The sequence below is a fragment of the Actinomadura macrotermitis genome (genome assembly GCF_009604375.1).
GTDB classification, from domain to species: domain Bacteria; phylum Actinomycetota; class Actinomycetes; order Streptosporangiales; family Streptosporangiaceae; genus Spirillospora; species Spirillospora macrotermitis.
In genome coordinates this window covers 2,424,643-2,441,649 of sequence record NZ_WEGH01000001.1, presented here as the reverse complement: position 1 = coordinate 2,441,649, position 17,007 = coordinate 2,424,643, and the positions used below count along the sequence as shown (strand labels likewise).

General features: G+C 75.3%; 13 protein-coding genes. 3 read left to right on the top strand and 10 right to left on the bottom strand.

The features are described from left to right. Positions 1–95: 95 nt before the first annotated feature. The 6 genes from ACRB68_RS11245 to ACRB68_RS11220 form a co-directional block, all read right to left on the bottom strand. Positions 96–821 (bottom strand): ANTAR domain-containing response regulator, encoded by a 726-nt coding sequence (locus ACRB68_RS11245; protein WP_328594032.1) that lies wholly within the window; start codon positions 819–821, stop codon positions 96–98. 166 nt (positions 822–987) lie between these two features. After that, the gene (locus ACRB68_RS11240; protein ID WP_328594030.1) at positions 988–1,398 is read right to left on the bottom strand and encodes a CBS domain-containing protein; all 411 of its coding nucleotides are present in this window, start codon (positions 1,396–1,398) and stop codon (positions 988–990) included. A 100-nt stretch (positions 1,399–1,498) separates the two neighbouring features. Then, on the bottom strand, positions 1,499–1,894 hold the full coding sequence (locus tag ACRB68_RS11235) for an SSI family serine proteinase inhibitor (RefSeq protein ID WP_153532003.1): 396 nt from the start codon (positions 1,892–1,894) through the stop codon (positions 1,499–1,501). An 84-nt stretch (positions 1,895–1,978) separates the two neighbouring features. Further along, entirely contained in the window at positions 1,979–2,608 is a 630-nt protein-coding gene (locus ACRB68_RS11230; protein WP_153532002.1) for a sigma-70 family RNA polymerase sigma factor, read from the bottom strand. 477 nt (positions 2,609–3,085) lie between these two features. Continuing rightward, complete coding sequence (locus ACRB68_RS11225; protein WP_153532001.1) at positions 3,086–6,259, bottom strand: M14 family metallopeptidase; 3,174 nt, start codon at positions 6,257–6,259, stop codon at positions 3,086–3,088. Positions 6,260–6,397: 138 nt separating this feature from the next. Then, entirely contained in the window at positions 6,398–7,099 is a 702-nt protein-coding gene (locus ACRB68_RS11220; protein WP_153532000.1) for a TetR/AcrR family transcriptional regulator, read from the bottom strand. A gap of 195 nt (positions 7,100–7,294) precedes the next feature. On the opposite strand from ACRB68_RS11220, the gene ACRB68_RS11215 reads away from it, so the two are divergent. The 3 genes from ACRB68_RS11215 to ACRB68_RS11205 all read left to right on the top strand — a co-directional run bounded on the left by ACRB68_RS11215 (position 7,295) and on the right by ACRB68_RS11205 (position 11,489). Further along, complete coding sequence (locus ACRB68_RS11215; RefSeq protein WP_153531999.1) at positions 7,295–9,172, top strand: SpoIIE family protein phosphatase; 1,878 nt, start codon at positions 7,295–7,297, stop codon at positions 9,170–9,172. Positions 9,173–9,283: 111 nt separating this feature from the next. Then, positions 9,284–10,174 (top strand): hypothetical protein, encoded by an 891-nt coding sequence (locus tag ACRB68_RS11210; protein WP_328594029.1) that lies wholly within the window; start codon positions 9,284–9,286, stop codon positions 10,172–10,174. Positions 10,175–10,226: 52 nt separating this feature from the next. After that, entirely contained in the window at positions 10,227–11,489 is a 1,263-nt protein-coding gene (locus tag ACRB68_RS11205; protein ID WP_153531998.1) for a hypothetical protein, read from the top strand. Between the two features lie 65 nt (positions 11,490–11,554). Here ACRB68_RS11205 and ACRB68_RS11200 read toward each other — a convergent pair whose 3' ends face one another. From ACRB68_RS11200 to ACRB68_RS11185, 4 genes are all read right to left on the bottom strand, one after another. After that, positions 11,555–12,472 (bottom strand): hypothetical protein, encoded by a 918-nt coding sequence (locus ACRB68_RS11200; RefSeq protein ID WP_153531997.1) that lies wholly within the window; start codon positions 12,470–12,472, stop codon positions 11,555–11,557. Between the two features lie 121 nt (positions 12,473–12,593). Beyond that, the gene (locus ACRB68_RS42005) at positions 12,594–14,267 is read right to left on the bottom strand and encodes a sporulation protein (protein ID WP_153531996.1); all 1,674 of its coding nucleotides are present in this window, start codon (positions 14,265–14,267) and stop codon (positions 12,594–12,596) included. A gap of 105 nt (positions 14,268–14,372) precedes the next feature. Continuing rightward, complete coding sequence (locus ACRB68_RS11190; RefSeq protein ID WP_328594027.1) at positions 14,373–15,722, bottom strand: M16 family metallopeptidase; 1,350 nt, start codon at positions 15,720–15,722, stop codon at positions 14,373–14,375. Beyond that, the gene (locus ACRB68_RS11185) at positions 15,719–16,975 is read right to left on the bottom strand and encodes a M16 family metallopeptidase (RefSeq protein WP_328594025.1); all 1,257 of its coding nucleotides are present in this window, start codon (positions 16,973–16,975) and stop codon (positions 15,719–15,721) included. The genes ACRB68_RS11190 and ACRB68_RS11185 overlap by 4 nt, the downstream gene beginning before the upstream one ends. Between the last annotated feature and the right edge of the window lie 32 nt (positions 16,976–17,007).

Here is a 17,007-nt window from a genome sequence, read left to right as displayed (position 1 = left end):
CCGCACATGCGGCCTAGTTCAGGCGACTTCGGGACCGCCCGGCCGCCGATTCGTGATCTGGCGTTCCGGCGGTGTTCCCCGTTACGGGCACGGGTTCACAGGAGGCCCTGGTCGCCGACGATGCGCTGGGCCAGTGCGGTCAGCTTCACATGCCGGGTCTGGGAGATGCGGCGCATCTCGGCGAACGCCTGCTCGGCGTCGCAGCCGAGGGAGTGCATCAAGATGCCCTTGGCCTGGTCGACGATGGCGCGGGACTCGACCGCCTCCTGCAGCTGCACCGCGGTGCGGTGCACCTGCCCGTACTGCAGCGAGTTGGACACCGCGGCGGTGCCCTGCGCGGCGATCAGCGCGGCGAGCGCCTGCTGGCCGGGGGCGAGCGCGTGTGGCGCCACCCCGTACAGGGTGAGGGTGACCATGACCGGCTTGTTCAGGTGCGGGCTGGTGGTGAAGCAGCGCACGCCGCGGCGCAGCAGGTCGGCCATCGCCTCGGGCCAGCGGGTCTCGGCGAGGATGTCGTCGGAGCCGACGGGGCGGCCGTGCCCCACCACGTCGAAGAGGGGGCCGCTGCCGCGGGCGAGCTGGCGGTCGACGGCCTCGGCGAGGTCGGGGTGGCTGGCGGCCGAGGCGAGCGGGTCGGGCCGCTCGCCGGGGGCCGGCAGCGCCCAGCGGACGCTGGAGGCGCCGGCGGTGCCGGGCACGGCGCGCGCGGCCAGCTCGGTGACCCGGTGCAGGGTGCCGACGTCGGAGGACTCGCCGACCATGCCGAGGCGGGCGATCTCCAGCGCGAGCTGGTCGGTGAGGACGGCGTCGGTCGTGGGCACGCTCCCGACGTTATCCTGCGGCACGCTGTCCTGCACCACGCTGTCATGCACCACGGGGTCCTGCGCCACGGGCGGCGCGCACCGCTGCCGTGGCACCGGCCGCCGGTCCGGGGCGTCGCGGCCGTCCCTGGTGCAGCGCGTGGAGATCGTCATCCGGCCTCGCCCCCTACATGTTGGGCGGGGCCTTGCTGATGTCGGCGAGGGGCCCCGCGCCCTCGTCGGCCAGGGCCAGGTCGCCGATGGTGACGATGCCCACCGGCCGGTGCGCGCCGTCGACGACCGGCAGCCGGCGGACGGCCCGCTCGCGCATCAACCGCTCGGCGGTGTCGGTGTCGTCGTCGGGCCCGACGGTCACCAGGTCGGCGGTGCACACGTCGCCGAGCGGGGTGAGGGTGGTGTCGAGGCTGTCGGCGACGGCGCGGACCACGATGTCGCGGTCGGTGACCATCCCGCACAGCCTGCCCGCGTAGGTGACCAGCACGTCGCCGATGCCCGCGTCGCGCATGACGCGCGCGGCCTCGTAGAGGGTGGCGGTCAGTGGGAGTGCCTGCGGGCCGGCGGTCATGACGTCGCTCACTCTTCGAGACATTGCCCGCACACACTCCCGTTCGCGTGAGAACCGCCGCCGGTTTCACGCGCGCTGTACCCGCGAGGCGCGTGCCTATTCCGGAAGCGGGTCAAAAGGCGAAGACGGGCCCGGTGCGGGAGCGCAGCGCGCAGGTGTTGCCGTACCGGCGGTGGAAGCGGACGGGCTTGCCGTGCCAGTGCCCGGTCGCCTCGGCGACCACCGGGGCGTACTCCAGCGTGCAGAACGCCTCGTGGTCGCCGGCCTCGAAGCGCCCGCCGGTCCGCAGCAGCCACGCGCACGCGCGGGCCGCCTCCGGGTGCGTGCCGCCGTCGGGGCCGCAGCGCAGCACGACGGTGCGGGTGCCGGAGATGTGCGGCGAGCGGTCCGCGGAGGGGTAGGTGAGGGTGAGCCGCAGTTCGGCCCGGGGCGTGTCGGCCAGGGCGGGGACGGCGGGGGGCAGCGCGAGCGCGGCCCCGGCGAGCGCGGTGGCGAACAGGTGCGGCATGGACACTCCCGACGATCGGCTTCAGATCATCGCTCAATGTATCCAGCCGCCTACCGTTCGTGGCGGTTTTCGGCGGGCGCGTCCTCAGGCGGCGAGGTAGACGGCCTCGCGGTGGTCGGCCAGGGCCTCGCGCAGCTGCTTGCGGCCCCGGTGCAGGCGCGACATCACCGTGCCGATGGGGGTGCCCATCATCTCGGCGATCTCCTTGTAGGCGTAGCCCTCGACGTCGGCGAGGTAGACCGCGTCGCGGAAGTCGGCCGGCAGGGCGCGCAGCGCCGCGACGACCCGTCCGTCGGCGATGTGGTCCAGCACCTCGTGCTCGGCGGACCGGAAGCCGGACGCGTTGGTCTCGGCCTGCGCGATCTGCCACTCCTCCAGCTCCTCCGAGCCGGCGCGCTGCGGCTCGCGCTGCTTCTTGCGGTAGGTGTTGATGAAGTTGTTGGTGAGGATGCGGTGCAGCCAGGCCTTGAGGTTGGTGCCCTCCTGGAACTGGTGGAAGTTCACGTAGGCCTTGGCGAGGGTCTCCTGCAGCAGGTCCTCGGCGTCGGCGGCGTTGCGGGTCATCCGGACGGCGCTGGCGTAGAGCGGGGTGGTGAGCGGCAGGACGTCGCGCTCGTAGCGCTCGCTGCGGCCGGTGTCGTCGGCGGCGGTGCGGCCTGCGGGCACGCGGGCCTCGGCGGCGTCGGTCGGCATGGGCGTGGTGACAGCGGTCATCGTCGCTCCCCCGTTGGTCGTGACCCGAATGGGTCGGCGTGTGGCGCGCTTGCGCGCGCGGACCGGGCGGGTGTGCCGCCCCCCGTCAGAAGGAAGTACGTTCCACCGTTCCCGCGGGGTTCGGACGCCGGCATTCGGCTGGGGTCGCCGGTCGTACGGGCGGGCTCGGCCTCGCGTGGAGGGTGGGCCGAGGGAGCGTGCGCGGGACGGCGTGGCCAGGGCGACCCCGTTCTCCGGGACGTCGCGGGCCGGGCTCGTACGAGCGCATCCGCTCGGTGCGGTGGCCTTCTCAGTAGGTAAGACGCCCGGAGACCCCTCCGGGGTTGCGTGACGTCGCTCACTAATCCCAGGTGAGCGTCATGGGCGGGTCAAGAGGGCCGGTATGAGCCGGGCATGCCGCGGGCCCCGGCCGATGGAGTCGGCCGGGGCCCGCGGGGCCCTGCGGGGCGTGCGGAGGCGGTTCCCGCACGCCGCCGGTCAGTCGATGAGGTAGCGCAGCGCGCGGCTCATCAGGTCACGCTCCTCGGCCGGCGTCTTGCCCTGCTCGATGCCGAACCCGAGCGTCACGGTGTCGCGGGTCGACACCGCCGAGACGGAGTCGATCAGCGCCTGGGCGCGGACGAACTCCGACCCGTTGCCGGGGCTGCCCGCCGGCGCGCCCTGGATCGCCCAGGGGCCGAGGCCGGACTCGAAGCCCTCGGCGTCCACCGTCCCGGCCGACGTGGTGACCTTGGTGTCGTCGATGAACAGCCCGGCGCCGCCGCTGCCCGGGTCGCTCACGTAGGAGATCGACACCTCGACCTTCTTGCCCGCGTACGCCGCCAGGTCGAACGCCGCCGGGACCCAGCCGCCGGAGTTGCCGGTGAAGGCGTTCCACTGGCCGGTCGAGCCGGTGTTCTTGCACGGGTTGCCCTGCGTCAGGTAGTGCAGCAGGAAGGGGTGCATGGCGGTCAGGTAACCCTGCTCGCACTCGATCGGCACGGTGTTCTTGGTCCGGCCGTTCTTGTCCGGCAGCGTCGTCCAGTCGTCGGCGCCCGCGGTGTGCGCCTCGACGATCACGTTGTCGAACCCGGTCTCGGTGCTGTAGGACAGCTGCGCCTGCAGCGCCGGGGCCTGCGCGGCGGTGACCGAGGTGAGGTCGATCGTGCGGGTCAGCCTGCGGTACAGGGCGTCCTGGTGGGTGCCCGCGACGTACCACTGGCCCTCGACCGGCTCGTACGGCCCGGCCGCGCCGGTGTAGTCGCCCGACTTCCAGCTGCGGAACTGCGGGAACTTGTCCGGCGGCAGGACCGTCGAGGTCACCTGGAAGCCGCCCGCCTCGTTCACCGGGTTGGACGCGGTGCCCGCCAGGTCGGCCTTGGTGGTGCCGAACGGCCTGCCGGCGCCGGTGAACCCGGTCGGCTTGCCGACGAGCTGCCGGTCGTAGGCGCCCAGGTAGTACTGGTAGAAGTCGTCCGACAGCAGCTCGCAGTCGTCGCGGAAGTTGCCCGACACCACGCAGGGCCGCTCCGGGTGACCCTTCAGGCCGTAGTAGATGCCGCCGCCGTTCAGCCGGTTGAGCGGGCCGTTGTAGCCGGCGGTCTCACCGGTGTACAGCAGCTTGCCGCCCTCGTTCAGGTACGAGCGGACCGACAGCACCAGGTCCTTGGCGCGGTCGGCGACCTGGGAGTCGCGGACGTTGCCGAGGTAGGTGCGGACAGGGTCGTCGGCGGCGTCCTGCGTCAGCCGGTTGTCGCCGAGGTACCACACCACGCCCTTGAAGTGCTTGAGCACGCCGAGGTCGTGCGGCACGCCGTCCTTGTCGATGTCCCAGACGGCCGGCCGGTGGCCGCTCGCCTTCACCAGGTCGGCGTACTGCTGGGCGTACTTGGGCGCGTTCGTCCCGGCGGGGTAGCTGGGGTTGACGCCCTTGTAGTCCTCGTCGGCGACGATGAGGACGTCGGCGCGGCCCTGGTCGCGGACGGTGTAGGTGAAGTGCCCGCTGTCGACGCGGCGCCCGTTCTTGGTGCCGCTGAACCACACCTCGACCTTGTCGCCGGGCTTCTGGCCGTGCACCTTGCCCCGGTACTCGGCGTAGTACAGGTCGTTCTCGCCGCCGTACCGCTTGCCGCCGCGCCACTCGCGGACGTCGGCGCGCCGGGCGTGGCCGCCGTTGATGCGGTAGTTCAGCTGCTTGCCCCGCAGCGACCGGCGGATCACCGACGCCGCCTCCTGGGTGCGGCCGTAGGACGCGGCGAACGCGTCGGGCTCGAAGTCGGCGGCGGTGCGGCCGACCGGCGAGACCGGCTCGTCGGGGTGCTGCGCGGACTTGCCGACCGAGATCGCCAGCGGCAGGTTGTTCTGGAACTCCTTGTTGATCAGCGTCTCGTCGTCGGGGAACTCGAAGCCGCTGCCGCAGTCCTCGGGCTTCCACGCGTCGTTGGGGTCGTAGTTGGAGGCGGTGACGCAGGTCGCCATCTCCGGGGTGATCGACAGGGCGCCGTAGACGTTGTCGGCCTGGCCGTCGGTGTCGCCGTTGGTGGTGTACAGCTGCGCGCCGAGCTCGGGCGTGTAGCCGGGGACGGCGGGGTGGTCGATGTCGCCGAGCAGCGCGTCGTGGATGACGTCGTCGGGGCTGCGGGTGAGGGCCTGCCAGCCGACGCCGTGCAGGAGCAGCTCGGCCGCCGAGTGGTAGTTCATGATGTACTTCGGCCGCAGCCGCCGGTACAGCCCCATCTGCGCCTTGGTCTCGGGCTCGGACGCCGCCGCCGGGCCGCGGTAGGTCTCGCTGGCCTGCTGGTCGCTGGAGCCCTCGTTGTCGTAGCCCCACTTGTAGGGGAAGTTGCGGTTCAGGTCGACGCCGTCGCCGCCGGTGATCTTGCCGTCACCGTTGTTGTCGCGGGTGTTCTTGCGCCACAGCCGGAAGTCGGGCTGGAACGTCAGGTCGTAGCCGTCGACGTTGACCACCGGGATGAACCACAGGTCGGTGCTGTCGACGATCTTGGTGACGTCGGCGTTCTTGCCGTAGTTCTCGGTGTAGTGGTGCAGCAGCCGGCGGATCATCTCGGGGGTGATCCACTCGCGGGCGTGCTGGTCGGCCTGGTAGACCACGGCGGGCCGCTTGCCGTCCTTGAGATGGGCCACGTCCTTGCTGACCCGGATCGCGGTGATCGGCTGGCCCTTGACGGACGTGCCGATGTCCACCGCGGTGGCGATGCCGGGATGGTCCGCGGCGACCTTGCGGATCTCCTCGCGGATGTTGCCGGCGCCGCTGTAGGGCCGGAACACCTTGTCGGGCGCGGCCTTGGCGCGCGCGGCGGCGTCCTTGCCCTTGACCTTGTGCAGTTCGAGCCGGACGCCGAGCCGGGCGAGCGCGGTGACCTGCGCGGCGTTCAGCACGGCCTGGACGTGGGTCTTGCCGTCCGCGCCCTTGCTGAAGGTGAGGTCCTCGCGGTCCACGCCGCGGTCCAGGAGCTTGATCTGGTCGGCGGTCAGGTCGCCGGCGTACACGTCGACGGCGGCGCCGGTCCGGGGCGGTCTGGGGGCCGCCTGGGCTGGGGCCGCGGCGAGCGCTCCGGTGAGGAGCGCCGACACGGCGAAGATCGAGGTGGCCGTCCGGGCGCGCGCATGGCGTGGCCGGAAGGTAAAGCGCCGGAAAAGTGAGCGCGTCATCGCGCCTCCCTGGCGTCGATCACAACGGGGGCTGGGTGATCGTCCGCCGGGAGGGAGAGGGTGTCAATGTGCCATCAATGCCAATTGCCAGATTCGGTCACTTTGGCGGGGATGTGCACCGATATGGGGGGCGGGGAGTCAGGGCCCCGTGCGCGCCGGTCCCGTGCCCGCCGGTCCCGTGCCTGCCGGTACCGCACCCGCCAGGACCGCGCGCACCAGCCCGGCGGCGAACTCCGCCGGATCGGCGGGCAGCCGCGCGCCGTCCGCCACGGTCGCCGGCCCGGCCAGCCGGGTCAGGAACGCGTGCTGCTGGCAGCCGCCGAGCAGCGCCGCCGCCAGGTAGGGCGGCGCGGCGTCCGGGCGCAGCCGCCCGGCGCGCTGCTCGGCCTCCAGGTAGCCGATCAGCGCGGCGTGCCCGAGGACGGGCCCCGCCGCCGCCCCGCCCGGCCGGGCCGGCTCGCCCTGCTCCTCGGCCGGGCCGTCCGCGCGCAGCCAGGCGATCAGGTCGGGATCGGCCAGCACCGGGCCGGTCATCGGCAGCAGCTCGGCGTAGAAGGCGGTCATCCGGGCGGCCAGCCGGGTCAGGTTCGCCTCGACGGTGCCCTGCCCGGCCGCGCCGAGCAGCTCGGCCATCGCCGCGCGCGCGCCGCTGGTCACCTCGCCGAGCGCCGCCGCGAACAGCGCGGTCTTGTTCGCGAAGTGGTTGTAGAGGCTGCCCTCGGAGACGCCGGCGGCGCGCGCGATCTCCTTGGTGGTGGCGGCGACGATGCCGCGGCCGCGGATCACCTCGATCGCGGCCGCCAGGATGCGGTCCCGCATGGACTCGGTCGCCGGTGCCACCGGTTCCCCTTTCGCCGGAGCTTATGAGTGAGTGCTCACCCATTATCGGGCACCGGACCTCTCATCGCCAGTTCCGCAGACCGCCAGCGTCCCGGCCTCACGCGAGGTAACTTCGTCTTTACTGCGGGTTGTCGGGGGTGTTACCGCAACGCCCCCCAGGGAGGGGTCCGCGTGGTCATCGCTCAAAATCAGCCGATGGCGTCATCGGGGGGAACACCGGGGCGCGACAGATCCGCCGCCGGCGCACGGGAGGAGGGCCCGGCGCCGCGCCTGCTCGGACAGCACCTGCTCGGGGTGGCGCCGATGGCCGTGGCCGGGCTCGACGGGCACGGCCGCATCAGCCACTGGAACCGCGCCGCCGGCGAGCTGTTCGGCGTGCCGCCCGGCCAGGCCGTCGGCCGCGCCGTCGGGTCGCTGCCGGGGTTCGCGCCGGCGCACCGGCTCGTCCCGGACCCGGCGCCGCCCGGTGCCACCTGCGGCACCTGCACGGTGCCGCGCGCGGACGGCGAGCCCGCCGAGGTCGGCTGGTGGCTCTACCCGGTCGGCAGGCCGGGCCCGGGCGACGACGCGACCGGCGGCGTCCGCCTGCTCGCCCTCGCCGTCGACCTGCGCGCCGTGCGCGAGGACGGGCCCGTCCTCGGCCTCGGCGACCTGCGGCTCGGCGCGCCCGCGGACGCGCTGCGCGGGCTGCGCGCCGAACCCGTGCTGGTGCCGGTCGACCACGGCGACGCGGCCCGGCTCGGCGCCCGCCTCGGCGAGCTGCTGCCGCTCGCGGGCCTGCCGTCCCCCGAGCGGCTCGCCCAGCGCATCCTGGACCTCGGCCACCCCGCGCTCGACCTCAGCGCCACCGTGCGGCTGCCGGTCGTCGCGCACTCGGGCGGCATGCCCCGCGCGCTGCGCGTCCGCGCCGCCGGGACGGCGGCCGGACCCGCCCCCCACGACCGCGAGGCGCAGGCCGTCCACGACCTGCAGCGCGCGCTGCTGCCCGCGGCGCCGCCCCGCGTCGCCGGGGCCGAGGTGTGCCTGACCTACCGGCCCGCCGCGCAGCCCGCGCGGGCCGGCGGCGACTGGTACGACGCGATCCCGCTGCCCGGCGGCCGCCTCGCCGTCGTGGTCGGCGAGGTGCTCGGGCACGGCCTCGCCGGCGCCGCGATCATGGGGCAGCTGCGCACCGCGGTGCGCACCCTGGCCCGCCAGGACCCGCCGCCCGCCCGGCTGCTGCGCCAGCTCGACGAGATCGCCCGCGATCTCGGCGACGAGCACATGGCCACCTGCCTGTACGCGGTGTACGACCCCGTCGGGCGGCGCTGCGAGGCCGCCGCCGCCGGGCACGTCCCGCCGGTGCTGGTCTCCCCGTTCGGCGAGGCCCGGGTGCTGGACGTGCCCGCCGGGCCGCCGATCGGCGCGGGCGCCGTGATCCCGGCGACGGGCGAGGATTTCCTGGCCGGCTGCGCCACCGGGTTCACCACCGTGGAGGTCCCCGTCGACGACGGCTCCCGGCTGGTGCTGTGCACCGACGGCCTGCTGAAGAGCCGCGACCGCGACGCCGCCGCGGGCCTGGCCGCCCTGCGCGAGCAGCTGGCGGGGGAGCAGCGGCCGCTGCGCGCCGCCTGCGCGGCGCTGCCCGGCGCGCTCGGCGCCGGCACGGCCGACGACATCGCGCTGGTCATGGTCGACTGCGACGGCATCCCCAAGGAGGACATGGCCGCCTGGGACCTGGCCGCCGAGGCCGAGATGGTGCCCCGGGCCCGCGCCGAGGCCGCCGCCAAGCTCGCCGAATGGGGCCTGACCGGGCTGACCGACACCGTCCAGCTGCTGGTCAGCGAGCTGGTCACCAACGCGCTGGTGCACGGCGCCGGCGAGATCATGATGCGGCTGATCCGGCTGGACACGCTGCGCTGCGAGGTCTACGACGACGGCCACGAGCTGCCGCGGCTCTGCCAGGCCGGCGCCACCGACGAGTCCGGCCGCGGCCTGCAGCTGGTCAGCCACCTGGCCGAGCGCTGGGGCACGCACCGCACCGACCGCGGCAAGGTCGTCTGGTTCGAGCACGCGCTGGAGAACGATCTGTGACCCCGGCCGGCTGGTAGGAAATTGTCGCTTCGGGGACAGCTACTTACCAAGGTCGCCGTCGGGTCTGATCGGTAGTGTCGGGGACCGGGAACAGCGGGGCTAGGGGATCGAGTGGGCCAGAGTCTGACGCTGCCGGTTCCGGAGGCGCTGCACGGCACCTACGCCGTCGCGTTCGCGGGCGCCCCGGCCGCTCCGCGTGAACTGGCGCGCGAGCAGGTACTGCTGCGCGTCCGGCCGCCGCTGCGCGACCTGGTCGTCGGCATGCTCGACAGCCCGATGCTCACCCTGGACCTGCGCCCCGCGGACGAGTTCCCGCCGCTGCCCGCCGACCTGCTCGCCGCCTACCGGGCCGCCCCCGCCGATCTCGCCGCGATCGCGGGGGCCTCCCACCTGCTCGCGGTGCGCGCCGCCTACCGGCCCGGCTGGCCGCCCGCGCACGAGTGGGCCACCCGCGCCGTCGCGGGCGCGCTCGGCGCCGCCGCGGGGGCGCCGGTCGTCGACGTGTTCACCCCGCGGGTGCTGTCCCCGGCCGAGCTGACCGCCTCGCTGCCCGGCGCGGACGGCGAGATCCGGCTGACCGACTGGATGCTGCTGCCGCACACCGCCGGGCCGCACGGCTTCTGGTTCACCACCAAGGGCCTCGCCCGCTTCGGGCTGCCCGAGCTGCAGACCGAGAACGTCCCGCCGCCGCTGCTGGAACCGTGGGGCCGGCTGCTCAACGGCCTCGCCCGCCGCGTCCTGGACCTCTGGCTGGACGAGCTCGCCGCGCACGAGACGCCGCTGGTGGTGGACCTCCCCGAGATCGTCTCGGTCGGGCTGCAGGACGTCGCCGCCGCCCAGGGCGCGGCCGAGCAGATGCGCCGCGAGGTGTCGGTGCGGCTCCGGCTGGACGAGGAGGGCGAGGTCCCGGTCCTCACCGTGCTCGCCGCCGAGGACGGCCCCGACCGCCTGGAATCGCTGTGCGCGGCCCTGTTCGGCATGCCGCACCCGGAGGTCCTCTAGCCATGACCTGCGGCCTTGCCGATGCCCCCGGTTTCTGCGCAGGATCGGTGACGTGAGATTCGGACCCCGCGAGAGCCCAGGCCCCGATCCCGAGCATCCGGACGGGGAGCGTCCCGTCCCGCACCCCGGCGACATCCACGTGGCCGGGAGCAGGAAGAACGGTCCCGGCCAGGCCCCCGCCGACTGGGTCCCCGTCCAGGCCCCGCCGCCGCGTACTCCGCCGCCTCCGCCCAGCGTGCCGCCGCCGCGCACCGAATGGGCCGGGCAGCGGCCGCAGGCGCCCGAGCTGCCGCCGCCGGGCCCCGATCCCGCCGAGTGGACCCGGCTGCCGTCGTCCGGGAACGCCCCGGCCGAGCCCGTGGTGGAAGAAATCGCGGTGGACGAAACAGCGGTGGAAGAAACCGAGCCCGCCTCTGACAAGCCGGCCCCGTCCCGGCGCGGCCTGTCCACCGAGCCGCCCCCGTCCGCCCGCACCCGGGAGGACATCCCCGCGCAGCCCGCGCCCTGGGCCGCCGGGCAGGCCGGCCGTTCCTACGACCGGCCCCCGGCCGCCGAGGAGCCGGACCCGATGGCCGATCCGCAGCGGCGCCGCGCGCTGGTGGACGCGTTCGTCGCCGAGTTCGTGGGCAGCGCGACCTGGCAGGCGACGCTGGCGGTGCTGGAGGGCGCGTTCCCCGGCCTCGGCATGGCGGCCGCGCTGCGGGGCCGCACCGAGGAGGTGTGGCGGTCCATCGACGCGCTCGACCGGTCCGGTGCGCGCAAGCTCGGCGTGCCGGTCTGGGCCGACGAGGCCGGCATGGCGTTCGACCTCAGCGCGCACCGGCCGCCCGCGTCCGCGCCGACCGGACCGGCGCGCCGCCGCGCCGTCCGGCCGCGCGCGTCCCGGCCGTACGCGGGCGCGTTCGTCGTCGACACCCTCGACCCGCTGCGCTACCACCGGGCCGTCGGCGGCCCGCGCGCGCCGCAGGACGGCGCGCCCGCGCCGCGCTCGCCCGAGGGCGACGACACCGGCGTGGTGATCGTCGCCGATCTCGCCGCCGCCGGGCCGCGGGTGCTCGACTCGGCCGCGCTGTGGCGGTACGCGGGCCGGGTGGTGGCCGCCATGGCCGACGCGCCGGCCGGCGAGCCCGCCGCCGACCCGGGCCGGGCCCGCACCCGCCGGATGCTGCGCGCGCTGCGCCGGGTGGTGTTCGTCGACCCCGCGCTCGGCGTCGGCCTCTGCCTGCAGATCGACGCGGCCCGCACGCCGCGCTGCCTGCTGGCGTTCGGCGTGGACCGCACGGAGGTGGCGGCCCCGCGCTTCGTGCGCCTGTGACCCGCGGCTAGCCGGTTCTGCCCGAGGGGGGCGCCCTCCACACCCCCCGGGCGGCCTGCGGCCGGTCAGTCGGTAGCGCGCAGCCTGGACAGGTCGCAGCGCAGGTCCGCGGGCAGTTCGCGGACCTGAGCGGCGAGCTCCCACGGCTCGGCCGCGTCGGCGGCGTCGTCGGGCAGCAGGCCGCACAGGAACCCGCTCGCGGTGCGCACCGCGGTGAACGGCCCGATCCGCGCGACGCCGCCGCCGCGCAGCTGCGCCAGCTCGGTGAGCAGCGCGCCGAGGGCCGGGTGCTCCTGCGGGGCGGTCATGTCGCGGGCGTGGCCGAACAGCTCCTCGGCGAGCTCGTCCGGCCGCCGGCCCGACAGGTGGTAGGCGGTGCCCCAGAAGTCGCCGCCGGCGCCCTTGGCGACGCGCTGGTCGCGGATGCGCACCCGCAGCCCGTACCCGGCGGCGCAGCCCTCGTAGGCCTCGCTGAGCAGCGCGTCGGCCTCGCCCTCCTCGCTGAGCAGCAGGCCGGTGGCCAGGCCCTCGCTGCGGGCGAGCCGGTCGAGCATCTCGGCGTGCAGCTCGCCGATGTCGTGCTCGACGACGTCGAGCGAGCGGGCGAGGGCGCGCTGGGCGTCGCGGTCCAGGTCCAGCGCGTCCAGCTGCGCCGCCAGCTCGGCGAAGTCCTTCTCCAGCCGGTCGACGCGGTCGGTCAGCGCGTCGACGCGCTCCAGCGCCCGCGGGTCGCCGGCGACGGCCGGCGGTTCGTCGGTCACCGGCACGGCGGCCGGGGGGCCGGACGGGGCCTCGGCCGGGTCTTCGGCGGGCGCGGCGATCTTCGCCTGCAGCGCCTCGTGCCGCCGGGTCAGCTCGGCGACCTGGGCGCGCAGCTCGCGCAGCTCGGCCTGCGCCCGGGGGAGGCGCTTGTCGGACGCCAGGTAGAGTTCGCGCCCGGCGATCGCCAGGCAGAGCAGGACCAGGACCACGGTCGTCGTCATCAGGCTCCTCGGGGGCGGGGCTCCTCACCCGACCCTAGCCATCTCCCGGCGCGTTGGCCGATAAGGCGGCGGATCCCGTCCGAAACGCCCCATGAGTCCGCTGGCCGGGGCCCGGTTCCGGTCAGCCGAACAGGCCGCCGAGCAAGTCGCCCAGCACCTCGCCGATACCGCCGGCTATCTCCCCGGCCACCTCGCCCGCGAGGTCGCCGACGGCGCCGTTGGCCGCGTCGGCGATGGCGTTGCCCGCCTGGTCGGCGAGCCAGCCGCCGGCCTGCTGGCCGGCCCAGCCGACCGCCTGGCCGGCCACGTACCCGGCGACGGCGTCGGCGCCCTGCATGACCGGGTAGCCGGCCGCGCCCACGGCCGCCGCGCCGACGACGCCGGCGGCGGCCACACCGCCGACGATCCCGGCGGCGCCCCAGCCGTGGCCGTGCAGCCCGTGGTGCGGCGCGTGCGGGGCGCCGTGGTGATGGTGGTGCACCTGCTGGTAGGGCGCGGGAGGCGGCGGAGCGTGGTGGCCGTGCTGCGGAGGCGCGTACGGCATGTGCGGCGCCTGCGGCTGCGGCTGCGGGGGCGCCTGCGGGTACTGCGCTGCGGGTGCGTACGGCGCCTGCCCGCCCGGCGGCGGCGGGACGGCACCCGGGTACTGGCCGGGAGGCGGCGTCGGCGCGTGGCCGGGAGCATGACCTGGAGCGTGCCCCGGCATGTGACCCGGCGCGGGCGCGTGGCCCGGCCCGGCCGGAGGCGGCGGCGGGAACTGCCCGTGTCCGCCGCCCTGCCCGGGGCCGCCGTATGCAGCGGGAGCGAGCGGAGCCTGCTGTCCCGGGGCAGGCGGAGGCGGCGGGAACGCCGAGGGGCCGCCAGGCGGCGGCGTCGGGGCGTGCCCCTGGTTCGCGCGCGGCGGGGGCGGCGGGAAGTTGGACGGCCCGCCGGGCGGCGGCGTCGGAGCGTGCCCGGGCGGCGGCGGAGGCGCCCCGTGGTGGTGGGAAGACGACCCGTGGTGGGAGGCCCCGTGGTGGGATGCACTGCGCGGCAGCCGCGTGGCCGCCTCCAGCCACTCGCTGATCTTGGCGGGCCAGTCGGTCTCGGCCGCCTCGGGGTGCCCGACCTGGAACGCGCCGAACGCATCATCCGACGCCGACCGCTGGTCGGCGCGCAGCTTGAACGTCATCGCCCCCGGGCTCGCCACGAAGCTCAGCCCGACCCGGTCCAGCCGCCCGTGGAACTGCGGCGGCGGCGCCAGGTGGATCTCCTGGTGGAACGGCAGCTGCTGCGGCACCCCGCGCAGCCTGGACGACTCGAACGTGACGTGCTGGATCTTGAAGCCGAGCTGCGCGATCGCCGCCAGCACCCACTGCTGCGACTGCAGCGGCTCCACCGAGATCGGGTCGACGTCGCCGGGGTCGGGCGCCCCCTTGACGTCCACCTCGGTGCACAGGCCGATGGTGAAGCCGGGCAGCTCGCGGCCGAGCACGGTGGTGAACGGCAGCTCGTAGGGGAGCGGGATGGAGAACGACAGGTCGCGCTCCTGCCCGGCCTCCAGCCGGAACGCGCGGGTCAGCGCGCCGCGGTAGACCTCCGGGCCGGCGGTCTCGCCGCCGTACCCGTCGGTCATCCGCGGCATCAGCGCGATCGTGACGTGCCGGATGTCGGACGGCCCGTGCCCGCCGCGCAGATGCACCTTGCCCGCCACCACCCCGCCGGGGCGGCAGTTGGGCTCGGCCAGGATCGTCTCCACGGTGGGGCCCGGCGCGCCGTACCCGCCGTGCCCGCCCGCCATCTGCCCGTAGGACACCGGCCGTCCCCTTTCGCGCCGCGCGGGGACGCCCCCGCGTCAAGTCAGACGGACCCCACCTTGCCATCGGTTCACCCGGCAAGGGGACATCCGCGTAAAAAACGCCTATTCGGCGACGGTCACCGGCGCGTACCCGAGCTTCTCCAGCGGCCCGCGGATCTGCGCGGCGTCGCCGACCGCGATGACGGTGAGCGCCTCGGGGTCCACGTGCTCGCGGTAGGCCCGCGCCACGCCGTCCGGGGTCGCCGCGCGGACGGCGTCCAGGTAGCGGCGCGGGTAGTCGGCGCCGAGGTCGTTGGCGGCGGCGTCGGCGAGCTCGGCGGCGACCGAGCGGGCCGTCTCGTACTCGGCGGGCGCCCGGTCGGCCAGGGCGCTCACCGACGAGGTGCACTCCTCGCCGGTGACCCCGTCCGCGACGACGCTGCGCAGCCCGGCCAGGGCGTCGGCGACGGCGTCGCCGGTGACCTCGGTGTGCACCGACCCCTGGGTGATGAACAGGCCGCAGTGCCGCAGCCGCAGCAGCCCGGCCCGCACCCCGTAGGTGTAGCCCTTCTCCTCGCGCAGCACCGCGTTCAGCCGCGAGGTGAGGCCGCCGCCGAGCACGTGCGAGGCGACCGTCAGCAGCGGCCAGTCCGGGTGCGCGCGGTCGGGCACGCCGTGCCCGAGGGCCAGGTAGGTCTGCACCGAGCCGGGCCGGTCCACGATGACGATCCGCGCGGCGTCGCCCGGCGGGACCGTGTCGGCCGCGGGCAGCGCGGGCCCGGCGGCGGTCCAGCCGTCCAGCGCGGCGGCGAGCGCGGCGTCCACGCCGGTGCCGGCCAGGTCGCCCGCCACGACGGCGGTCGCCTCGCCCGGCGCGGCCGAGCCGTAGAACGCGCGGACGTCGGCGCCGCCGATCGCGCCGACCGACTCGCGGGTGCCGCCGGTCGGGGTGTGCGCGCGGGCGTCGCCCGGGAACAGCACCGCGCGCAGCTCGCGCATGGCGCGGGTGCCGGGGTCGGCGTCCTCCTGTGCGATCTCCTCCAGCCGCTCGCGGCCGAGCCGGCGCACGTCCTCGTCGGCGAGCGCGGCCTCGCGCAGCACCGCCGAGAACAGCTCCAGCGCGGGGGAGAGGCGGGTGACGGGCACGTCCAGCGCGACCCGCAGCGCGGTCAGGTCGGCCGAGGCGTACAGGCTGGCGCCGAGCCGCTCGAACGCGGCGGTCAGCTCGGTGCCGCCGCCCGGCCGGGTGCCCTCCAGCAGGGCGCGGGCGGTGAGCGTGGCCACGCCCTCCAGCCCGCGCGCCTCACGGCCGGCGCCGGCGTTCAGCACCAGCCGCACCGACGCCAGGCGCCGGCCCGGCAGGTCGCAGCGCAGCGTGGCGGGGCCGCCGGGCACCTGACCGGGCGTGCCGGCCGGGAACGCCCAGGCCGGGATCGGGCCGGGGACGGGGCGTGGCTGCAGCGTCAGGCTCACGACGCACCTCCGTAGTTCAGCGCGGTGCGCGAGCCGGGCACCAGCCAGCGGCCCGCCATGTCCTTGATCTGGTCGGCGGTGACGGCCGCGGCGCGGCTCGGCGCGGAGAACACCCGGGCCGGGTCGCCGAACTGGGTGGCGTTGGCCGAAAGGGCGTTGGCCAGGCCCGTCACGGTCTCGGTCTGCTCCAGGAAGCCGCGCTCGGCCTGCGCGGTCGCCCGCGCGGTCTCGTCGGCGTCCGGGCCCTCGGCGGCGAACCGGGCGAGCTCCTCGTCCAGCACCTCGGCGATCTTGGCCGGGTCGGGGCCGACGGCGTCGACGATGGCCAGCGACGGGCCGCCCACCAGCCGGGTCACCCCGGCCCACACCTCGGTGGCGATCTCGTCGCGGCGCACCATCCGGTCGTACAGCCGCGAGCCGGAGCCGCCGCCGAGGATCTCCACCGCCAGCTCGGCGGCCTCGATGTCGGCGCCGCCGTCGCCGGGCAGCGGGAACATCGCGAAGTAGGCGGGGGACGGCACGTCCTCGTCCACCCTCTCCACCCGGACCTCGCCGAGCGGGCCGAGGTCGCCCGGCCGCGCGGCCGGCGCGGCCGGTCCGGCGGGCAGGCCGCCGAAGTAGCGCTCGACGGCGGCCAGCGCCGCCTCGGGGTCGACGTCGCCGACGATCGACAGCACCGCGTTGCCCGGCGCGTACCAGGTGCCGAAGAAGTCGGCGCAGTCCTCCAGCGTGGTCGCGTCCAGGTCCTCCATCGAGCCGATGGGGGTGTGCGCGTAGGGGTGGCCCGCCGGGAACGTCAGCCGGCAGAGCCGCTCGAACGCGGTGCCGTACGGCTGGTTGTCATAGCGCTGCCGCCGCTCGTTCTTCACCACGTCACGCTGGTTGTCCAGGTTGGCCTGGGTGAGCGCGGCGGGCAGGGTGCCCATCCGGTCGGCCTCCAGCCAGAGCGCGAGCTCCAGGTGGCTGACCGGGACGGTCTCGTAGTAGTTGGTGCGCTCGAAGGAGGTGCTGGCGTTGAAGGTGGCGCCGGCGCTCTCCAGCAGCGCGGCGTGCTCGCCTTCGGCGACGTTCCCCGAGCCCTGGAACATCAGGTGCTCGAAGAGGTGCGCCAGGCCGGTGCGGCCGGCGACCTCGTGCCGCGAGCCCACGCCGTACCAGATGTTCACGGCGGCCAGGGGTACGACGTGGTCTTCGCAGACCACCACCCGCAGGCCGTTGGCGAGCATGTGCTCGTGCAGCGGCTGTTCGGCCACGGAGCGCTCCCGTCCGGTGGTTGGTCGGTTGA

Excerpts from the sequence above, each read along its gene's own strand:
- ACRB68_RS11215 (WP_153531999.1), top strand. The coding sequence starts at position 7,295 with ATGGCGTCATCGGGGGGAACACCGGGGCGCGACAGATCCGCCGCCGGC.
- ACRB68_RS11200 (WP_153531997.1), bottom strand. The coding sequence starts at position 12,472 with ATGACGACGACCGTGGTCCTGGTCCTGCTCTGCCTGGCGATCGCCGGG.
- ACRB68_RS11235 (WP_153532003.1), bottom strand. The coding sequence starts at position 1,894 with ATGCCGCACCTGTTCGCCACCGCGCTCGCCGGGGCCGCGCTCGCGCTG.
- ACRB68_RS11230 (WP_153532002.1), bottom strand. The coding sequence starts at position 2,608 with ATGACCGCTGTCACCACGCCCATGCCGACCGACGCCGCCGAGGCCCGC.
- ACRB68_RS11225 (WP_153532001.1), bottom strand. The coding sequence starts at position 6,259 with ATGACGCGCTCACTTTTCCGGCGCTTTACCTTCCGGCCACGCCATGCG.